Below are 16,190 nucleotides of genomic sequence, written 5' to 3'. Positions count from 1 at the left end.
AGCATGGAAGTGGGATCAATAGCGCTACAGAATGAACTGGATAATCTTGCGAGCGCAGGTCGTGTGGGTGTTATTTCGCTGGCGACAGACTTTAATATCGAGAACGATTTACGCCAACTATTCCCACAAAATGTCGCTTCATTTACCAGTCGAGTGCGTAACTACAACCCGCTAACCATAGATAATCTGCGTCGTATGGAGCCTAGAATCCAAGAGGTTGCGGATACGATTCTTCCTGGGACAACGCTAGATGTGGTTATCTACGCGTGTACATCGGGCACTATTGCGATCGGTGAACAGCGCATTGCCGACCTTATTCAGGCACATCACCCCGATACAAAAGTGACAAACCCAGTCACTGCAGCACTCGCTGCTTTTGAACGATTGAACATAAAGCGTGTATCTATTCTTACGCCCTATACGCAAGCAGTAAACCAAGACGTGGCCGCCTTTTTCTCAACGGTAGGTATCGAAGTACTTAACATCGTAGGCTTTGATTTTGAAGATGACACCGCGATGACGTTCATCTCTCCAAATGATATTACTCATGCGGCAATACAAGCCTGTCATCCCGATGCTGACGCCGTTTTCATTTCTTGTACCGCGCTACGAGCGACCACGGTTATTCACGATATTGAAGCTGCGATAAACAAGCCAGTGTTGTCTAGCAATCAAGTACTGGCTTGGCACACTTTAGCTTTACTCCACTATCCCAAAAACATTAAAGGTTTTGGTCTCCTTTTAGATCAGCACTTACCACTAAATCTTTAATTACCCCGCTTTGAAACTGATTTTAAAGGACTTTTTGTTATGCATTCATCTACGCCTATCGACCCTAATCAGCTCTCCTCTGAATTGATTCAAAACATGATGGAATGGCGACAGCATTTGCATCGATTTCCTGAATGCGGGTTTGATGTTGATATGACGGCTGATTTCATTGCAAGCAAGCTGCAAAGCTTTGGCATCGAAGTGGTTCGTAATATCGGGAAAACTGGCTTAGTTGGGATCCTGCGTCATGGACAAAGTAAAGCCAGCATTGGTCTTCGAGCCGATATGGATGCGCTTCATGTCCATGAGAAAAATACTTTTTCTTACTGCTCTCAGCATGACGGGAAGATGCATGCCTGTGGGCACGATGGGCATTCAGCAATGCTACTCGGTGCGGCTTGCTATCTTGCTAAGCATGGCGGCTTTGATGGAACCGTTTATTTCATATTCCAACCGGATGAGGAACATGGAAAAGGCGCGCAAGCCATGATTGATGATGGGCTCTTTGAACGTTTTTCTATTGATGAAGTTTACGGCATTCACAACTTCCCCGGATTAGCGGAAGGAAAACTGATGGTGAGGCCTGGTTCATTAATGGCGAGTGAGAGCAGCTTTGAAATTGTGATTAAAGGCGTTGGTGGGCATGCAGCTTTACCACATCAAGGGATTGACCCTTTAGTAGTAGGGGCTCAGGTTGTGTTGGGCCTACAAACCATTGTTTCGAGAAGTTTAAGTGCGATTCACGACTCTGCGGTGGTATCCGCAACCGAGCTTATCACCGATGGGACGGTGAATGTGATTCCTACGACAGTGACCATAAAAGGTGATTGTCGCTGTTTTACCGAGCAGAGCCTTGAGATCATCAGAACACGTATGGAGCGAATTGTAGCTGGGATCTGCCAGTCTGCAGGCGCTGATTATACCTTCGAATTCATCAATACATTTTATCCGACGATCAACAGCGATGAGCAAACCGCTTATGCCATCACGACGGCTCAGCAAGTTCTGGGTGACGAAAACGTGAATGGTAAGTGTGACCCGATAACCATCTCAGAAGATTTTTCCAGCATGTTGCGTGTTAAACCGGGGTGTTATGTGTTGCTTGGAAACGGCATTAACTCTGTAGGTGGGTGTGCACTGCATAATCCGGAATACGATTTTAATGACCGAATCTTGAAGTTCGGGGCAAGTTACTGGATTCAATTGGTAAGCAATCGATTGAATTCATTGTAAGGAGAATAGCTGGCGGAGGTTTTGGAAAGAAGTTGTCCTCTGTGAGTTCAGGATAAGCGTGAAATGAAGGGGTTCATTTTACGTGTCACTTGGAAGGAAAAGGAAAGAAAAGGATGAAAAAATTAAGCGCGGCAATTTTAAGCTTAGGCGTTGTGTTTGGTGTTCATGCCGAAACATGGAAGTTTGCTTCAGAAGAGGACAAAACGGACGTTCAAGATATCTACGCTCAGAAGTTTGCGGAGGTGATTAAGAAAGAATCGGATGGTGATATTCGTGTTCGTATTTACTACTACGGACAACTGGGCACTGAAAACGACATCGTCGAATTAGCAGCAAAAGGAACCATTCAATTCGTATCTGTTGGCGCAGGTCACTTAGGTTCATACGTTCCTGAAGTTCAGGCAGTCAGTTTGCCTTACGTGCTGGGTACGGATGAAAAAGTAACGCATCAGGTTTTAACGGAAAGCCCGACGATTTATAACCAACTCGCCCCTAAGTTTGAGAGTGTAAACCTAAAATTACTGTCCATGATGTCTGAAGGCGAGATGGTATGGGGAGGTAATAAACCGATTCGTACACCAGAAGATTTCGCCAATCAAAAGATCCGCACTTTTACGTCAACGATTCCTGTCGAAACTTATAAAGCATTTGGTGCAACGCCGACACCTTTATCTTGGGGAGAGGTTTATGGCTCTCTTCAACTGAAAACGATTGATAGCATGGTCAACCCAATCTATTTCATATACAACGCTAAATGGCATGAAGTTCAAGACTATTTGATGTTCCCGGGGCAGCAGCCTTATGTGAGCACCGTTTCGACCAACAGCAAGTGGTACAACGGTTTGTCTAAGGAAAAGCAAGCCATGGTTGATAAAGCGATCAAAGCCGCAGATCAGGCTGCCTACGATTACCAAATTCGCATCAACAAAGAAAATATGGACAAGATCCTCAAAGAGCGCCCAGATCTTCAAGTCGTCGTACTTTCTGATGATGAAAGAGAGCGCTTTAAAGTGTTGAGTGAAAAGCTTCATGATACTTACTTTGATGTTGTTGCGAACGCTTATCCAGCCGATCAACAGACAGAAGCTCGCCAAGGAGCGAAAGCCATTCTTGAAAATATTCTAGATGAAGTGCGAGTGGCTTCCCAAACGCAATAATGCTCTATGCGCCATCGATTATCCGTTTGATTAGCAAGCGGGTAATCGTCTTTGCTGCTCAACACGAGTAGCAGAAAAAGGATTGTACTGCTCAAGGAAGTATGGAGCTTAGTGAATGATGAAAGATCTTTTACATAAAATCAGTGTTGCAACAGAAAAGCTAGAACGCTTTCTGATCATGATTGCCATTCTTGTCATGATGACAAATTCTACGGCGAATGCGATTGGTCGTTATGCTTTTAACAAAAGCTTATTTTTTTCTGAAGAGCTCAACCAGTTTTTAATTGTGACGGTGACCTTTGTGGGTTTTGCTTACGCGGTGAGGCAAGGTCGCAACATACGAATGACGGCAGTCTATGACTCGCTAAGTTTTCGTGCTCAAAAAATCCTCACCACAATGATCGCGTTTTGCACTGCGCTTCTTATGTTCTATCTAGCGTACCAAGGTTTACTCTATGTTGAAGAGCTTAAATCTATCAACCGACTTAGTCCTGCATTGCAGTTTCCAGTGTATTGGGTGTACTCAATCATTCCTATCGGATTTGCGATTGCCGGTTTGCAATATTCAATGAGTTTTATCATGAACTTGCTACACCAAGAGATCTACGTGTCTTTTGATGTCATTGAAAACAAAACCAGTGCCAAAGGTGAATTCGAATGAGTAGCGTGACACAGTTTATCTCTGACATCATTGCTGGAGAGCCGGATATTTATGTCATGACCTTCACCTTGGTCACAGTCATGGTTATCTTGCTGTTTCTTAGTTTTCCTATGATTGTTCCTCTTGCTGTAGGGGCTTTAATCGGTCTCATCCATTTTTCCCAAGTTGAACCTGGTGTTGTCATTCAGCAGATGGTTACTGGGATTTCTCCCAATGCATTAATTGCGGTTCCGATGTTCATTTTAGCTGCGGACATCATGACGAGAGGTAATACAGCATACAACTTGTTGGGGTTAATACAGGCGTTTGTGGGACACCTTCGAGGAGGGCTTCCAATCACCACGTGTATCAGTTGTACTTTATTTGGTTCAGTCTCTGGCTCTACGCAAGCGACAGTCGTATCTGTTGGACAAATCATGCGCCCTAAGCTGTTGCAAGCGGGGTACAAAGACAGCTTCGTTATGGCGTTGATCATCAACGCAAGTGATATTGCGTTTCTTATTCCCCCAAGCATCGGCTTGATTCTTTACGGTACGCTTGCCAATGCCAGTGTTGGCGAGTTGTTTATTGCGGGCATTGGCCCAGGGTTAGTTCTGGCAGGGTTATTTTCTTTGTACAGCTATGCCTACAGTGTAAAACACAGTGATAGCCTAACCTTGGTTGAAAAGACCAATAGGGCCGAAAAGCTGCTCGCTATTAAACAAGCGATTTTGCCATTAGGTTTTCCTGCATTGATCATTGGCGGTATCTATTCTGGTATTGTCACGCCAACAGAGGCCGCATCTTTTGCTGTGTTGTATGCCATTATTGTTGAGTGCCTTCTGTACCGAAAGTTGGGCGTCAAAGATATTTGTGATGCAGCTTTAAATACGGGATTAATTACCGCAGTCGTTTTCGTACTGGTCGGCATTGGGCAAGCCTTTTCATGGTACATCTCATTCGAACAAATACCCCAAGAGTTACTTGCACCTCTTGAACTGGATAATGCGTCACCTGAATACATCCTGTTTATCATCGCGTTAACTTTCTTTGTAGGCTGTATGTTTGTCGATTCGCTTGTGGTGTTACTGATACTCACACCGATATTTATGCCTATCGTCAATGCCGCAGGAATCGATCCCATCTTGGTGGGTGTCATGGTGACGCTTCAAATGGCAATTGGTTCGGCTACCCCTCCATTTGGGTGCGATATTTTTACTGCTATTGCCATCTTTGAAAGACCGTACATGGAAGTCATTCGTGGCACATTACCATTCTTCCTCATTCTGATTTTGATGTCTGCGTTGCTGATTTTCTTCCCTGAAATCGCCTTGTTACCAAGAGACATTTTGTTCAACTAACGTCGTGTTTATCGCGCTAAAAGGACTAAAAATGAGCACATTACCTTTGATTGCCCCACCTAGAGGGTTTGAAAACGCGGAGTTTGAACAGCGTACTTATGAGCTGCAAAAGCGCTTGCGAGAACAGAACATTGATGCGGCTTTCTTTACTACGGAACCAGAATTTCGTTACTTCAGTGGCTTCAAATCTCAGTTTTGGGAGAGTCCTACGCGACCATGGTTTCTCGTTGTTCCTAGTACTGGTAAACCTATCGCCGTGGTTCCGGAGATCGGCGTATCAGGCTTTGAAGATACATGGATAGATGATGTAAGAAGTTGGCCGTCACCTCGACCACAAGATGACGGTATTTCATTATTGGCATCAACATTAGCAGAAGTCAGTTTACGAACTCATAAAATCGGCGCAATGATCGGGCCGGAAACACACTTGCGCATGCCCGCACAGAACTTCCAGCAACTTCAAACTCTATTGAGTCGGCATAATGTTGTCGATGTATCACAGATTGTCCGTGATATTCGTAGCGTTAAGTCTAAAGCTGAAATTGACAAGATTCGTTTTGCTTGTCAGGTCACCGCCGCTGGGTTTGAGTTCTTAAAGCAATACCTTGCAGTCGGCATGACAGAGCGCCAAGCTTGTAAAGCCATGCAAATTGAAATGTTACGGTTAGGTGCTGACAGTTGCCCTTATTTGATATCTGGCTCCGGTGTTGGTGGTTATGACAGTATCATTATGGGGCCGACCGATAGAGAACTAACAGAAGGCGATGTGCTGATTATTGATACCGGAGCAAACTATGATGGTTACTTTAGTGACTTCGACAGAAACTATGCCTTTGGTCAAATAGATGAAGAGGCTCAGCAGGCGTACGATACGGTCTATCAAGCGACGGAAGCGGGGCTAATAATTGCAGAGCCGGGCAGAACCACAGGTGATCTTTGGCAGGCAATGTGGTCTGTACTCGAGAAAAACGGCGCGTTAGGGAATGATGTCGGACGTATGGGGCATGGGCTTGGAATGCAACTGACGGAATGGCCATCCCATGTTCCTAACGGTGATGTGATCTTAAAACCCGGCATGGTATTAACGCTTGAACCTGGGATGGCATTCGCACCGAATAAAATGATGGTGCATGAAGAAAATATCGTCATTACTGAGAATGGGTGTGAGCTGCTTCATGAACGAACGTGGAAGACCTTACCTGTCATCGTTTGATGGGTAAAATACTAAGAAAGCCGAGCACTATGCTCGGTTTTCTTGTATCTGAAGGTCATCAACACCGGCACTAACATCGATATCTACGTCGGTGACCTTTTGTAGAGTGGGTTCAACGGCATTCTTATAGGTTCTCTTGGTGACGTTCTTTTGTAGCAAGAGGTTATTTGGGTAAGTCGAAAAGTCGCCGTCTTCATGCTTTATCAAGGTGTGAAACAAACGAATGTCTATGATCATCCCTTCAATTCCTGCGCCATCATCAATACGAATGTTATCGCCTACACGATAAGGGAAAACGAAGAAGATAAGAAAGCTAGCAGTGATGTTGCTCAGAATTGACCACTGAGCAATAAAGCTCACGCCTAGAACGGTGAACACAGAAGAAAGGAAGATAGAAAAATTCCCGTAGCCAATACCACTCACGAGCAAAAACGTAGCAAATAAGAAGACGAACAACAAAATGTTCACCGTTCTGGTAATGAATAATATTCTTGGTGGTTTGACTTTTTTATTCCGCGCTAACGTAGTGAGTGCTTTCGTCGCGATCTTACTGAAGATTTGATAAGCCAAAATGAAAATCAGACCGAGCAGTATGTCGTAGTCACTCAGGATTTGTAGAAATTGTTCAATCGATGACAGCATCACGTTCTCCTCTTTATAGGGCAAGTGTACGGTCAACAACCGGAAAAAGCGTCAAGTCTCTCTCAGCAAAAAATCATATCTCTCTCATGCCATTTTATAAGCCAAAGAAACCGTTTCTTTTGGTACGAGTTTTTCACCTTTGGTGGTTTTTAGCTTATTTAAAGCTTTGAAATTAAAGTGTTTATTTGTTTTATATTTTCTTTATCTTTTTCTTAGTGCTTTGTGATGTGGTTATGAAACGGGTGAATACAATAGCCCTCCTCTGATTAACCACAACCTTGGAGAAAATGATGACACTTATCGCGATCAAATTGCTTTACGTGTTCTACAAAGCAATGAAAAGACGCTACTCATAAGCGCGTCATTAGGGAACAACTCACCCAAAGCACCTAAGAACGGAATACAGACTTCCCCATGTTAGAGAGGGGATTTGAGCGCAAGGTAGTGCCTGCTTAGGAGAGAGTGGATATTGAATAACTATTCTTTCGTACTTTGCACAGAGAACTTAAATAATGAATCTCGACTACTTTATCGCCTTCGGCACCTTACTCATGTTAGAACTCATTCTGGGTGTCGATAACATCGTCTTTATTACCATCATGACTGAGCGTCTTCCTCCTCATTTGCGCCAACGCGTACGTAATCTCGGTATCGGTTTAGCGGTGTTAAACCGCATTGCGCTGGTATTTTCGGTATCTTGGTTACTGTCTTGGAAAGAACCGTTTATCGAATACCAAGGGGTATCGCTCTCTTGTAATGATCTTATCTTTATTGTCGGTGGCGCATTCTTGCTGTTTAAAGGCATCAAAGAGCTTTGGGCGTGGGTCGTGCCTATTGAAACTCCACCACACCAATTCTTTGCTGGGCAAGTTGGCACGGTAATATTGCAGATTATTGCGGTGGACGTGGTGTTTTCTCTCGATTCGTTGATTATCGCGGCAAGCCTAACGCAGGACATCACTATTCTTGCTGGTGTGATCATCTCTTCAAGCGTGATTCTGATGTTGATGGCGAATAAAGTTCAGGCTGTGATTACTCGCCATCCCGGATTGAAAGTGCTCGCGCTGCTATTCCTCATTGTATTAGGTGCGCTGCTGATTGTTGAAGGGTTGGGGCTGAACATCGATAAGCACTACGTTTACAGTGCGCTCGCGTTTGGTTTGCTGCTTGAGCTATGCCATATCTTAATCAGCCGACAACCTTCTTCTCGACGTGTGGCAGGACAGTACTTCTAAACTTTAATGCGAAGCTAACCACTACGGGTTAGCTTCGCTTTTTACGCTTTGCAATTCTTTAATCATGGTGTCCAAGTTGCTGTCAAAGAACAATGGGCCCGCAAGTTTCAGTGCAATTGGCGACGACGTATTTTGTGTCGCTTGCAAATACAGCTCTTTTGCCCCGCTTGTGTGACCGCGAGCTTCTTCCGCTTTCGCTAGTAATAGATAAGTTAAGGACGTTTGCTGATTGTACGGAATCGACAACAGTATTTGTGATGCCTTATCCGGATTGTCTTCCGACAGCGCCAAGATTGCGTTGGCTTCACACACTCTTGGGTTATTCCCTCGCTTCAAAACTTCAGACAAGGAAGAGGAATATTCCTTGTTGAGTGCTTCAATCACTTGCTGCTTATTGGCTTCGTCTTTGGTAAACACCCTTAACACTTCACCGATGTAGCTTACCGAAATGGTGTAGGCATTATCTGGTGCGAGGGCTTTTGCTTGACGAAAATACGCCATCGCATTCTCATAGCCAGCGTTGTTGTACAAAGCGCCCGTTCCAGACATCAAGGCTTTTACTGCTTCTGGATCTTTAGGGAAGATCGACACATTGTGTTCCAACTCTTCTTCCGGCACTTCAATGTACATCGCGCGCAGCATGTCATCGATCATGGATGGGAAAGTTTGATGAAAACGTTCAAAGTTGGTCGAGTAACGACGGTTCAAATGAGTCTGCCCTGAAACGCGATTGTGATACTGGAACAACAAACGCAACTTTTTACCATCGCTGCTCTTGCTGGTGGAGATGTTGAACTCTACGGCGGCGAGTTTTCTGTGTTCTTTAGATTTGACCACACGAATATTGCTATAAAACCCAATGTGTTCCATGAACTTAATGACGATACCGTACAATTCTGGTCGTGCTTTCACATCCTCACTGACATTCAATACTGCATAACGAAACTCGTAATGGCTTAAGTGCCCGGTGTGAGAATCAGGGTTCGGTTTTGAGTCGTTTGCGCTAAACAGTAAAAATGCCGCCTGAATAAGAACAATCAAAGAAAGTGCACCAATTAAGATGGGTTGTTTGCTCTTTTTAGGACGGTGCTCAACGGCCTCTATCGCGGGTTTAGAGGCTTCAGTTTGCGACTCTTCCTCTTCAATCACCTGATCTTCAGGTTTCTGTATCGCGATTTTTTCCAGTTTTACTTCGCCATCAAATCGATACCCACGCTTTGGTACGGTGACGATGTAGCTACATTCCTGTTGGCTGTGTTTTTTCAGCACTTTTCTGAGTTCAAATACCGCTTGGGTGACCACTTGATCGGTCAATACACTGCCGCCCCACACTTGCTCGATAAGTTCATCACGCGTGTGAGTCAGTCCTGGGTTCAGACACAAGAACTCAAGCAATTTTGAGAGACGGTTATCAATCGTAATGCATGAGTCAGCAAACTGTATTTGCCCCTCATTAGGCACAAAACGCCACTCATCTACGATAAAACTGATGTTTTTGTCAGGCATTCACACTCGCTCTTCTATTTTTTATTCATCTCATTGAGTAAATGTAGTCTCAATTGGATGATTTTGCTGACAATTTAAAGCGCGAGTAACGTGATTTTCTACACATTCCGTTATCGGAACGCCGATTTTTGCTCTCTACCTTTAATGCCTTCCTTTTTACCTAGGAAATCAACACTGAATGGCAGAAAAGTTCCAATTAACTTAGTTGTTTTACCCTCTGTTTTGATATTTAAGTTTTTGTATTTATTGATTTTATATTTTGTTTATATGCCAGTGATGAAGTTTTATTAACTGCTGAGTTTTACGTTATGTCACAGCGGCGAAAACACAGGATGATGCATCCCACACCGCAAGTGAGGGGCGAGCTTCTTAAAAGAGAAAAGGCGCAACGTTCCCTGAAGTCACTTGCAATAAGGAAATAAAAATTCGATGCATGAGCATCACGTACTGAAGGATTAGGGAATGTTAGTCAACCTTTTATATTGAGAGTTATTAAGAAATGAAACTGAACAAATTTATTCTTCCAATCGCTGCTATCTTCTTTGCTACACAAGCTGCTGCTAACCCATACATTGGTGCTAGCTACCTATATTCTGAATACCAAGTAAAGAACGAGAACACAGACTTTAGTGACCAAAACAGCGGTTACAATCTTTACATCGGTTACCAGTTTAATGACCTACTGTCGATTGAAGGTGGATATGCAGATTTCATCGATACACACAAAGACTTCGAGCACATCTACTCTGATGCTTGGCTAGCAAGTGCGAAACTAACACTACCAATCACTATTTTTGACGTTTACGGTCGTGTTGGTATGGGCCACTTCCAAACGAACCTTGGTGATTCAAACGACATCTACTACGGCGTAGGTGCAGGTGTGACATTGGGCCCAGCTCGCGTTGCACTTGAGTACACCATGTACGAAGCAAAAGTTGTTGAGAACAGCTACGCGCTAAGTGCAGAGTTCCGCTTCTAAAAAAAAAGCAACGACTTGTCCTAGTTGTTTTCCACTGCGCTTATGGAAGAGTGCGGTGGTTTTCTTCGTTCCATTTTTGCAAACCTGACTTTCTTGTCTTTATTTCGTCGTCTCGGACTGGCATGGTGATTCGGTAACTGACATTCCAATAAAGAGAAGGACTTAACAATGGAAGTACTCAAAGGCTCATGTCTGTGTGGCAAGGTGAAACTCGAAGTCGCGGATGAATTCAAATACATGGGCAATTGTCATTGCTCTGAATGCCGCAAATTTACCGGATCCGATTACTCGTCAGCAGGTGGCGTTGCACTGGATAAACTTATTGTGATTGAGGGCGCGGAACACATCCAAACCTATCAGAAGAGCGCCAATACCGAACTCTCATTCTGCCGTCACTGCGGCTCTAGCCTTTATTCGAAGAAGAACAACGGTATCGTCAATGTGCGCTTGGGTATTCTTGATGATGTGCCTTCCCATAAGCCAAGCTTCCATATTTTTGTCGCATCCAAAGCACCTTGGAATGACATTACTGATGACCTCAAGCAATTCGAAGCCGAACCCAAGCTATAAGCTGGTTTGAGGCAGAGCATCGTACCAAATCAGAAAGCATTTAAAGTTGTGAGATAGAGCCACTCAAATGAGTGGCTTTTTGCTTTTGAGTGGCAGTAATATCCGACATTATACGACTAGTTAACATCGACAGATTTTGGGAGAACATCAGTGAGCGAAGAATACAACCAAGCCATCTCTAAGCATTACGCGGCTTATCGTCCGCCGCTGCATCAAGTCATCCTACAAGCTAATTTAGGTGCGTTACCCCAGTTCCAGTTGGGATTAGATATTGGCTGCGGTACGGGCATATCAACACTGGCATTGGCTAAATACTGTCAGCAATTGCATGGTGTGGATCCGAGCACGTCAATGATTGAGCAAACCAAACCATCAGCAGGTATTGAGTATCATGTCGGGGATGGTGAGCATGTGCCATTACCAGACAACAGTGCGGATGTCGTGACGTTTGCAGGCTCACTTTCTTACGCGAAATCTGCGGCTTTGGTGACTGAACTTCAACGCGTCTCTCAATCTGCAGCGCACGTCGTGGTGTACGATTTTGAAGTGCTGTTAGAAAAGCCCCTCAAACTATTGGGCATAGAGATGGAACTGATGGAGTCCAACTATGACCACGCTATCAACTTCAGTGATTGTGATGCTTTCCAAGCGATGAAGGTTTACAAGGAGACCGTAGAGCTAGAAGTCAGCGCTGAAGAGCTGGCGCATGTGCTGTTTTCTTCTTCAAAGCGTTACAACAAGTTGGTTGAGGCATTCGCAGGAGATGACCCATTCGCAAACGCTGTTGAGGCTTTGAAGCAGCTTAGCCAAAAACACGTTATTCAAGCTGATACCTATTTCGCGATGTACCAGATAAATGCGTGAAGCTCACACCAATTAATGACTAACCAAAGCCGCTATCACAGTGGCCTTTTTGTTCCTTGAAACTGTGAAATACGCTCCGTTTTTCTTTTGTATGTGAATTTGCGGTCAGATTTTTAGTAACTGTTTCATCTGTAAGTAAATCCAAAGGAAAGTGCGGTCAAACTCTAATTTTGGAGGCAGGGGCTTGTGATAGGCTCACTTCAATTATGGGGCAGAATCACCATCAAATTAGCAAGCCTTTCTATTTGAGCACCGGGATGCTGCCTATTTCCAGATCTGCACTGTTACCTTAGGACCCCATTATGGCAAAAGCACTAAAAATCGAATCTGGTCGTTACCTGAATATGGACCAAGTTGTTACGTTCGAACTCAGCCATGATTCCATCAAAGTTACGTCGACGGTCGAGTCTTTTGCTCATGTTTATATCGGCATTGATGGTAAAACAGAATACGCCGATTGCTTTGTCTCGGTACAAGACTTTCACCGAATTAAGCGTGAACTGTGTGACTACATGGGCATCGACGAGCCAACGCTATTAATTGACTGATCACTCAAAAATGACAACAAAATTACAAGTACAGTATGCGGTGTTGCAACTTATAGTCTAACTTTTAACAACCACTGGCTAGGGTGAGCAATAACACGGCGGCGAAGATCGTCCGTTCACCAAATACAATAAGGGACGTTATGTCTGATAAATACATCTCAATGATCCAGGACTTTTTTCATGTGTTCGAAGCACTGAACCAGTACGTCTTGGATTCCTACGGTGAATTGGCAGCGTGGGAAACTCAATTGGTGAGGCTTGATATTGACCAAGGTGATAAAGAAAAGTCGTATGACGTTGCGCAAGTCGCGAGCATGCTTAACTTTTCTGAAGACGCAGTAAAATCATTCTTAGTGGTATACAGCTTCTTAAGTAATAACCTTTACGATCTCATTGGTAATCGTGAGTACGAAGATTGGGGTACGAACGGCAACAGCCTGCAAGTCGAGTATTCTGATCTGACGATCGAATCATTTGATGCAGACCAAATTGCTCCGCTGATGGAACGTCGCGTCTACTTCGAATGGACGTTTGATGCATTACAACGTACCTACGATGAAATGATGGCAATCAGCCACGGAAGAATTGCCTGACAGGTTTAATGTTTACTTAAACACCTGAGTAAACGTTAAAGCAAATACAAAAGCCGTTCATTCGTAGCGGCTTTGTTTTTGGGGCTTTCAAACGTTTCTGTTTCCTCTTCTTACAACTCTTGAATTAAAATCTACCGGCTAATCACGTATTGTGATGATTAGCGATTTACTTGTTAGAAGAACAAATATGAAAAAGACAATCTCAACAATGGTTTTAGCAATGGCACTTGTCGGCTGTGATGACGCAAGCAAAGCCATTGACCAAGCACAAGAAGCCGCAAACAAAGCAATTGATACGGTTCAAGAGCAGATGGATTCAGTAGAAGAAGCGTTTAACCTAGACCAATTTGGTGATGCAGCTGAATCTGTAGAAGAACTGGCGGCATCGGTTGAAGAAGCAATGAATGTGGATTTCAGTGACCCTGAAGCACTTATTGAAGCGAAAGAACACATTGCCAATGCTTACGCTTGTTTGGTGGAAGCGTCTTCTGAATCGACAGTGGATAAGGTGATGGATAAAGTGATGTCATCTATCGGCAGCGAAGAAACCAAATCTCTGATTGAAGAAGGCATCGAGAAGGCACAAGCCGCAAAAGAGTGCGTGATGTAATCGCTCTCAGTGAATCAGACCGATGAAAAAGGGGATAGTGATATCCCCTTTGTTGTTTCTATCTGTTGTTGTTTTTGCGTGTCATTGTTTTTACGCTGTGCCGGCTCTACTCGCTTTTCAGCTCTTGCTGGAAGTAATCCATACAAAGCTGCTGAGCTTCCGGTTTAATACTGACTTGCTCGTTCTTTCGCAGCGATAGATACAGCTCTACGATCTTTTCAAATGCAGGAATCAGCGCTTCTCGTTCTGGCATGGCGACGGTTTGTTTTAGCTCCGCCGCAAACGCAGGCATGCGTGATTCTATTTTTCTCACGCCAGAAGGAGTCAACCCTTGTTGTTTCAGGGCTAATGGCGATATCGCAACAGAGCGTAGGAACGATAAAAATTCCGCAGCCTCAAAGTATTCCCCACGCGCAATCTTGGTTGCGCCGTAATGAACCCAAATCCAAAAGCGATCTTCAATCCACTGTGGATCCGGTTGTGGGTAATGAGGCTCCGTAATTTCGAAGACTTGCGATAGCTGCCCGTCGCGTTCCCAAAGCACTTTAGTGTCATCAACACGAGTGGCTGCATCCGGCAAAGAGACAAATTTGAAATCGACATGAATCGCATCTGGCGCGTAGATTGCGATCACTAATCTTGGTTCTCCCACGTGTTCACCAGTGAAAGCCGCGACTTGACCTTCTACTTGGTCGATAAGCGCAAAGCGCTCTGCCATTACCGAATCAAAATCTTCAGGATTGATGGCGATGACCAAATCCAAATCACTGTATTTGTCCATGGAGTCAGAGGCGTAAGAGCCACTTGCACCAATACCAAGAATGCGTGAGTCAGCAGTGAATACCGCAAGAATTTTAGTTAGAAGCTGTTCATGAGTTTGAGGGAGCGTGCTTGAGAATTTCATATTTTACCTATTAATCATGGTTGATATTAGAACCATCAGCAGGATGGTTAGTGCGGTAAAATTAGCGCAGCATTACAATATGGCGTGAAGCATCTTAAGAAGCAACAAAAACCGCTCTAAATTGAACGGTTTTTGATATGGACTGTTAATTACTTCAGCGAGTTATGGTGCATAAACTGCTCGTCGATGCCTTTCAGTTTTATGTCATCCATGATGAAGTTCACCGTATTCAGTAAGCGCTGTTCGCCTTTAGGGATCAAGTAGCCAAACTGACCTTTGGTGAACGGGTCTTCGCAGCGAACCGCTTCTAAACGCTCGTCCGTGACTTGGTAGAATAACCCTTCCGGAGTTTCTGTCACCATGACATCAACTTTGCCCGCCGCGACGGCTTTCGGTACGTCTAAGTTGTTTTCGTAGCGGGTGAAATGAGCTTGTTGCAGGTTTTTATCCGCAAAGGCTTCATTTGTACCACCGATATTGACGCCGACTCTAACCGAAGGGTCGTTAACTTTTTCGAGCGTATTGAATTGCTCTGCTTTGCCTTTTGCAACCAAGAAACACTTACCAAATGTCATATAGCCTTGTGTTTGCTCTGCGTTCAGTTGGCGTTGCATTTTACGTGTGATACCACCCATGGCGATGTCGTATTTGTCTTCATCAAGGTCATTGAGTAGATCTTTCCATGTGGTACGAACCAGCTTCAATTTGACGCCTAGTTGCTCCGCAATGTGGTTGGCGACATCAATGTCATAACCAGAATAACTTTTGCCATCATAGTAAGAAAACGGTTTGTAATCGCCCGTGGTGCCGACACGTAACGTGCCTGATTTTTGGATATCTTCCAGCTTATCGGCTTGGGCGACACCGGAAAGCGCCATTGCTACGGAAGCAAGTAAAAGTGTTGTTTTTTTCATTGTCGTTGTTTGATGTGTTGTGTTTGTTTGAACACTCAAAGTAACAGGAAGTATCAGAAAAAGAGATCAAACCAATAAGAAAAAACACGATATTGAAGAAAAAAATAGCGACATTGAATGTGATTGCATTTGCTAATTTATACGTATGAAAAGCAAACTTTTTCTTATGAATGGCAGAGCGTTATGAATCGAGTTCACCCTAAAAAGTTACTTCGCAGCAAATGGACTGCGACAGAGCCGGTAAACAAAGAAAAGCACTTCATCATTTCAGAAATGGAGTTTGATGAAGAAGGCAACGTCGTGAGGTGCGTGATTGAAGCGGTTATGACCAAGCGCGAGCGCGAGCTAGATTGGCATGATTTGAAAGACACGCAACAGTGGCGACAAGGATGGAAATAAGCAGGCGCGATAACAAAAACGAGATGGAGTTAGAAAAGTCATCAAAATCAA

Annotated in this window: 18 protein-coding genes; 14 read left to right on the top strand and 4 right to left on the bottom strand. The window is 44.1% G+C overall.

The genetic code is table 11. The features are described 5' to 3' along the window. Positions 1-3 precede the first annotated feature (3 nt). From VJL_RS06085 to VJL_RS06060, 6 genes are all read left to right on the top strand, one after another. Positions 4-771, top strand: a complete 768-nt coding sequence (locus VJL_RS06085) for a maleate cis-trans isomerase family protein (RefSeq protein WP_038868307.1) — start codon at positions 4-6, stop codon at positions 769-771. A 39-nt stretch (positions 772-810) separates the two neighbouring features. Beyond that, a complete protein-coding gene (locus VJL_RS06080) occupies positions 811-2,004 on the top strand; it encodes a M20 aminoacylase family protein (protein WP_038876479.1) in 1,194 nt (397 codons plus the stop codon). 113 nt (positions 2,005-2,117) lie between these two features. Continuing rightward, positions 2,118-3,161: a TRAP transporter substrate-binding protein gene (locus VJL_RS06075; protein ID WP_038876478.1), complete on the top strand. Its 1,044-nt coding sequence runs from the start codon at positions 2,118-2,120 to the stop codon at positions 3,159-3,161. Positions 3,162-3,279: 118 nt separating this feature from the next. After that, a complete protein-coding gene (locus VJL_RS06070; RefSeq protein WP_038876542.1) occupies positions 3,280-3,822 on the top strand; it encodes a TRAP transporter small permease in 543 nt (180 codons plus the stop codon). After that, complete coding sequence (locus VJL_RS06065; protein ID WP_038876476.1) at positions 3,819-5,162, top strand: TRAP transporter large permease; 1,344 nt, start codon at positions 3,819-3,821, stop codon at positions 5,160-5,162. Before VJL_RS06070 ends, VJL_RS06065 begins: the two co-directional genes overlap by 4 nt. A 31-nt stretch (positions 5,163-5,193) precedes the next feature. Then, positions 5,194-6,375: a M24 family metallopeptidase gene (locus tag VJL_RS06060; RefSeq protein ID WP_038876474.1), complete on the top strand. Its 1,182-nt coding sequence runs from the start codon at positions 5,194-5,196 to the stop codon at positions 6,373-6,375. Positions 6,376-6,402: 27 nt separating this feature from the next. Here the strand turns inward: VJL_RS06060 and VJL_RS06055 are convergent, their stop codons facing one another. Continuing rightward, the gene (locus VJL_RS06055; RefSeq protein WP_038876473.1) at positions 6,403-7,017 is read right to left on the bottom strand and encodes a mechanosensitive ion channel domain-containing protein; all 615 of its coding nucleotides are present in this window, start codon (positions 7,015-7,017) and stop codon (positions 6,403-6,405) included. A gap of 512 nt (positions 7,018-7,529) precedes the next feature. Between VJL_RS06055 and VJL_RS06050 the strand changes: the two genes are divergently transcribed. Next, complete coding sequence (locus tag VJL_RS06050; RefSeq protein WP_038876470.1) at positions 7,530-8,252, top strand: TerC family protein; 723 nt, start codon at positions 7,530-7,532, stop codon at positions 8,250-8,252. 21 nt (positions 8,253-8,273) lie between these two features. On the opposite strand, the gene VJL_RS06045 is transcribed toward VJL_RS06050, so the two are convergent. Further along, the gene (locus VJL_RS06045; protein WP_038876467.1) at positions 8,274-9,758 is read right to left on the bottom strand and encodes a winged helix-turn-helix domain-containing protein; all 1,485 of its coding nucleotides are present in this window, start codon (positions 9,756-9,758) and stop codon (positions 8,274-8,276) included. 499 nt (positions 9,759-10,257) lie between these two features. On the opposite strand from VJL_RS06045, the gene VJL_RS06040 reads away from it, so the two are divergent. From VJL_RS06040 to VJL_RS06015, 6 genes are all read left to right on the top strand, one after another. Next, positions 10,258-10,737 (top strand): porin, encoded by a 480-nt coding sequence (locus tag VJL_RS06040; protein WP_038868315.1) that lies wholly within the window; start codon positions 10,258-10,260, stop codon positions 10,735-10,737. A gap of 168 nt (positions 10,738-10,905) precedes the next feature. Next, positions 10,906-11,307 carry a GFA family protein gene (locus tag VJL_RS06035; protein WP_005435931.1) on the top strand — a complete coding sequence of 134 codons (402 nt, stop codon included), beginning with the start codon at positions 10,906-10,908 and terminating at the stop codon, positions 11,305-11,307. A gap of 150 nt (positions 11,308-11,457) precedes the next feature. After that, entirely contained in the window at positions 11,458-12,171 is a 714-nt protein-coding gene (locus VJL_RS06030; RefSeq protein WP_038876463.1) for a class I SAM-dependent methyltransferase, read from the top strand. A 302-nt stretch (positions 12,172-12,473) separates the two neighbouring features. Then, positions 12,474-12,719 (top strand): hypothetical protein, encoded by a 246-nt coding sequence (locus VJL_RS06025; RefSeq protein WP_038876461.1) that lies wholly within the window; start codon positions 12,474-12,476, stop codon positions 12,717-12,719. A 140-nt stretch (positions 12,720-12,859) separates the two neighbouring features. Continuing rightward, on the top strand, positions 12,860-13,312 hold the full coding sequence (locus VJL_RS06020; protein WP_038876459.1) for a hypothetical protein: 453 nt from the start codon (positions 12,860-12,862) through the stop codon (positions 13,310-13,312). 187 nt (positions 13,313-13,499) lie between these two features. Continuing rightward, positions 13,500-13,922: a hypothetical protein gene (locus tag VJL_RS06015; protein ID WP_038876457.1), complete on the top strand. Its 423-nt coding sequence runs from the start codon at positions 13,500-13,502 to the stop codon at positions 13,920-13,922. A 106-nt stretch (positions 13,923-14,028) separates the two neighbouring features. On the opposite strand, the gene VJL_RS06010 is transcribed toward VJL_RS06015, so the two are convergent. Together VJL_RS06010 and VJL_RS06005 are read right to left on the bottom strand one after the other, a co-directional pair. Beyond that, positions 14,029-14,826, bottom strand: coding sequence for an aminoglycoside 6-adenylyltransferase (locus tag VJL_RS06010; protein WP_038876455.1), 798 nt, complete (start codon positions 14,824-14,826; stop codon positions 14,029-14,031). 149 nt (positions 14,827-14,975) lie between these two features. Further along, positions 14,976-15,740, bottom strand: coding sequence for a transporter substrate-binding domain-containing protein (locus tag VJL_RS06005; protein WP_038876453.1), 765 nt, complete (start codon positions 15,738-15,740; stop codon positions 14,976-14,978). A gap of 183 nt (positions 15,741-15,923) precedes the next feature. On the opposite strand from VJL_RS06005, the gene VJL_RS06000 reads away from it, so the two are divergent. After that, positions 15,924-16,139 carry a TIGR02450 family Trp-rich protein gene (locus tag VJL_RS06000; protein ID WP_005435943.1) on the top strand — a complete coding sequence of 72 codons (216 nt, stop codon included), beginning with the start codon at positions 15,924-15,926 and terminating at the stop codon, positions 16,137-16,139. Positions 16,140-16,190 lie beyond the last annotated feature (51 nt).

Origin of the sequence: Vibrio jasicida CAIM 1864 = LMG 25398 (genome assembly GCF_000400365.1) — a bacterium.
GTDB lineage: Bacteria > Pseudomonadota > Gammaproteobacteria > Enterobacterales > Vibrionaceae > Vibrio > Vibrio jasicida.
This window is presented reverse-complemented; position numbering and strand designations above follow the sequence as displayed.

What these genes read in the sequence shown, in the direction of transcription:
- VJL_RS06055 (WP_038876473.1), bottom strand. Translation starts at nt 7,017, where the DNA reads ATGCTGTCATCGATTGAACAATTTCTACAAATCCTGAGTGACTACGAC.
- VJL_RS06040 (WP_038868315.1), top strand. Translation starts at nt 10,258, where the DNA reads ATGAAACTGAACAAATTTATTCTTCCAATCGCTGCTATCTTCTTTGCT.
- VJL_RS06075 (WP_038876478.1), top strand. Translation starts at nt 2,118, where the DNA reads ATGAAAAAATTAAGCGCGGCAATTTTAAGCTTAGGCGTTGTGTTTGGT.
- VJL_RS06080 (WP_038876479.1), top strand. Translation starts at nt 811, where the DNA reads ATGCATTCATCTACGCCTATCGACCCTAATCAGCTCTCCTCTGAATTG.
- VJL_RS06010 (WP_038876455.1), bottom strand. Translation starts at nt 14,826, where the DNA reads ATGAAATTCTCAAGCACGCTCCCTCAAACTCATGAACAGCTTCTAACT.
- VJL_RS06085 (WP_038868307.1), top strand. Translation starts at nt 4, where the DNA reads ATGGAAGTGGGATCAATAGCGCTACAGAATGAACTGGATAATCTTGCG.
- VJL_RS06020 (WP_038876459.1), top strand. Translation starts at nt 12,860, where the DNA reads ATGTCTGATAAATACATCTCAATGATCCAGGACTTTTTTCATGTGTTC.
- VJL_RS06005 (WP_038876453.1), bottom strand. Translation starts at nt 15,740, where the DNA reads ATGAAAAAAACAACACTTTTACTTGCTTCCGTAGCAATGGCGCTTTCC.
- VJL_RS06015 (WP_038876457.1), top strand. Translation starts at nt 13,500, where the DNA reads ATGAAAAAGACAATCTCAACAATGGTTTTAGCAATGGCACTTGTCGGC.
- VJL_RS06035 (WP_005435931.1), top strand. Translation starts at nt 10,906, where the DNA reads ATGGAAGTACTCAAAGGCTCATGTCTGTGTGGCAAGGTGAAACTCGAA.
- VJL_RS06065 (WP_038876476.1), top strand. Translation starts at nt 3,819, where the DNA reads ATGAGTAGCGTGACACAGTTTATCTCTGACATCATTGCTGGAGAGCCG.
- VJL_RS06025 (WP_038876461.1), top strand. Translation starts at nt 12,474, where the DNA reads ATGGCAAAAGCACTAAAAATCGAATCTGGTCGTTACCTGAATATGGAC.
- VJL_RS06045 (WP_038876467.1), bottom strand. Translation starts at nt 9,758, where the DNA reads ATGCCTGACAAAAACATCAGTTTTATCGTAGATGAGTGGCGTTTTGTG.
- VJL_RS06000 (WP_005435943.1), top strand. Translation starts at nt 15,924, where the DNA reads ATGAATCGAGTTCACCCTAAAAAGTTACTTCGCAGCAAATGGACTGCG.
- VJL_RS06060 (WP_038876474.1), top strand. Translation starts at nt 5,194, where the DNA reads ATGAGCACATTACCTTTGATTGCCCCACCTAGAGGGTTTGAAAACGCG.
- VJL_RS06070 (WP_038876542.1), top strand. Translation starts at nt 3,280, where the DNA reads ATGAAAGATCTTTTACATAAAATCAGTGTTGCAACAGAAAAGCTAGAA.
- VJL_RS06050 (WP_038876470.1), top strand. Translation starts at nt 7,530, where the DNA reads ATGAATCTCGACTACTTTATCGCCTTCGGCACCTTACTCATGTTAGAA.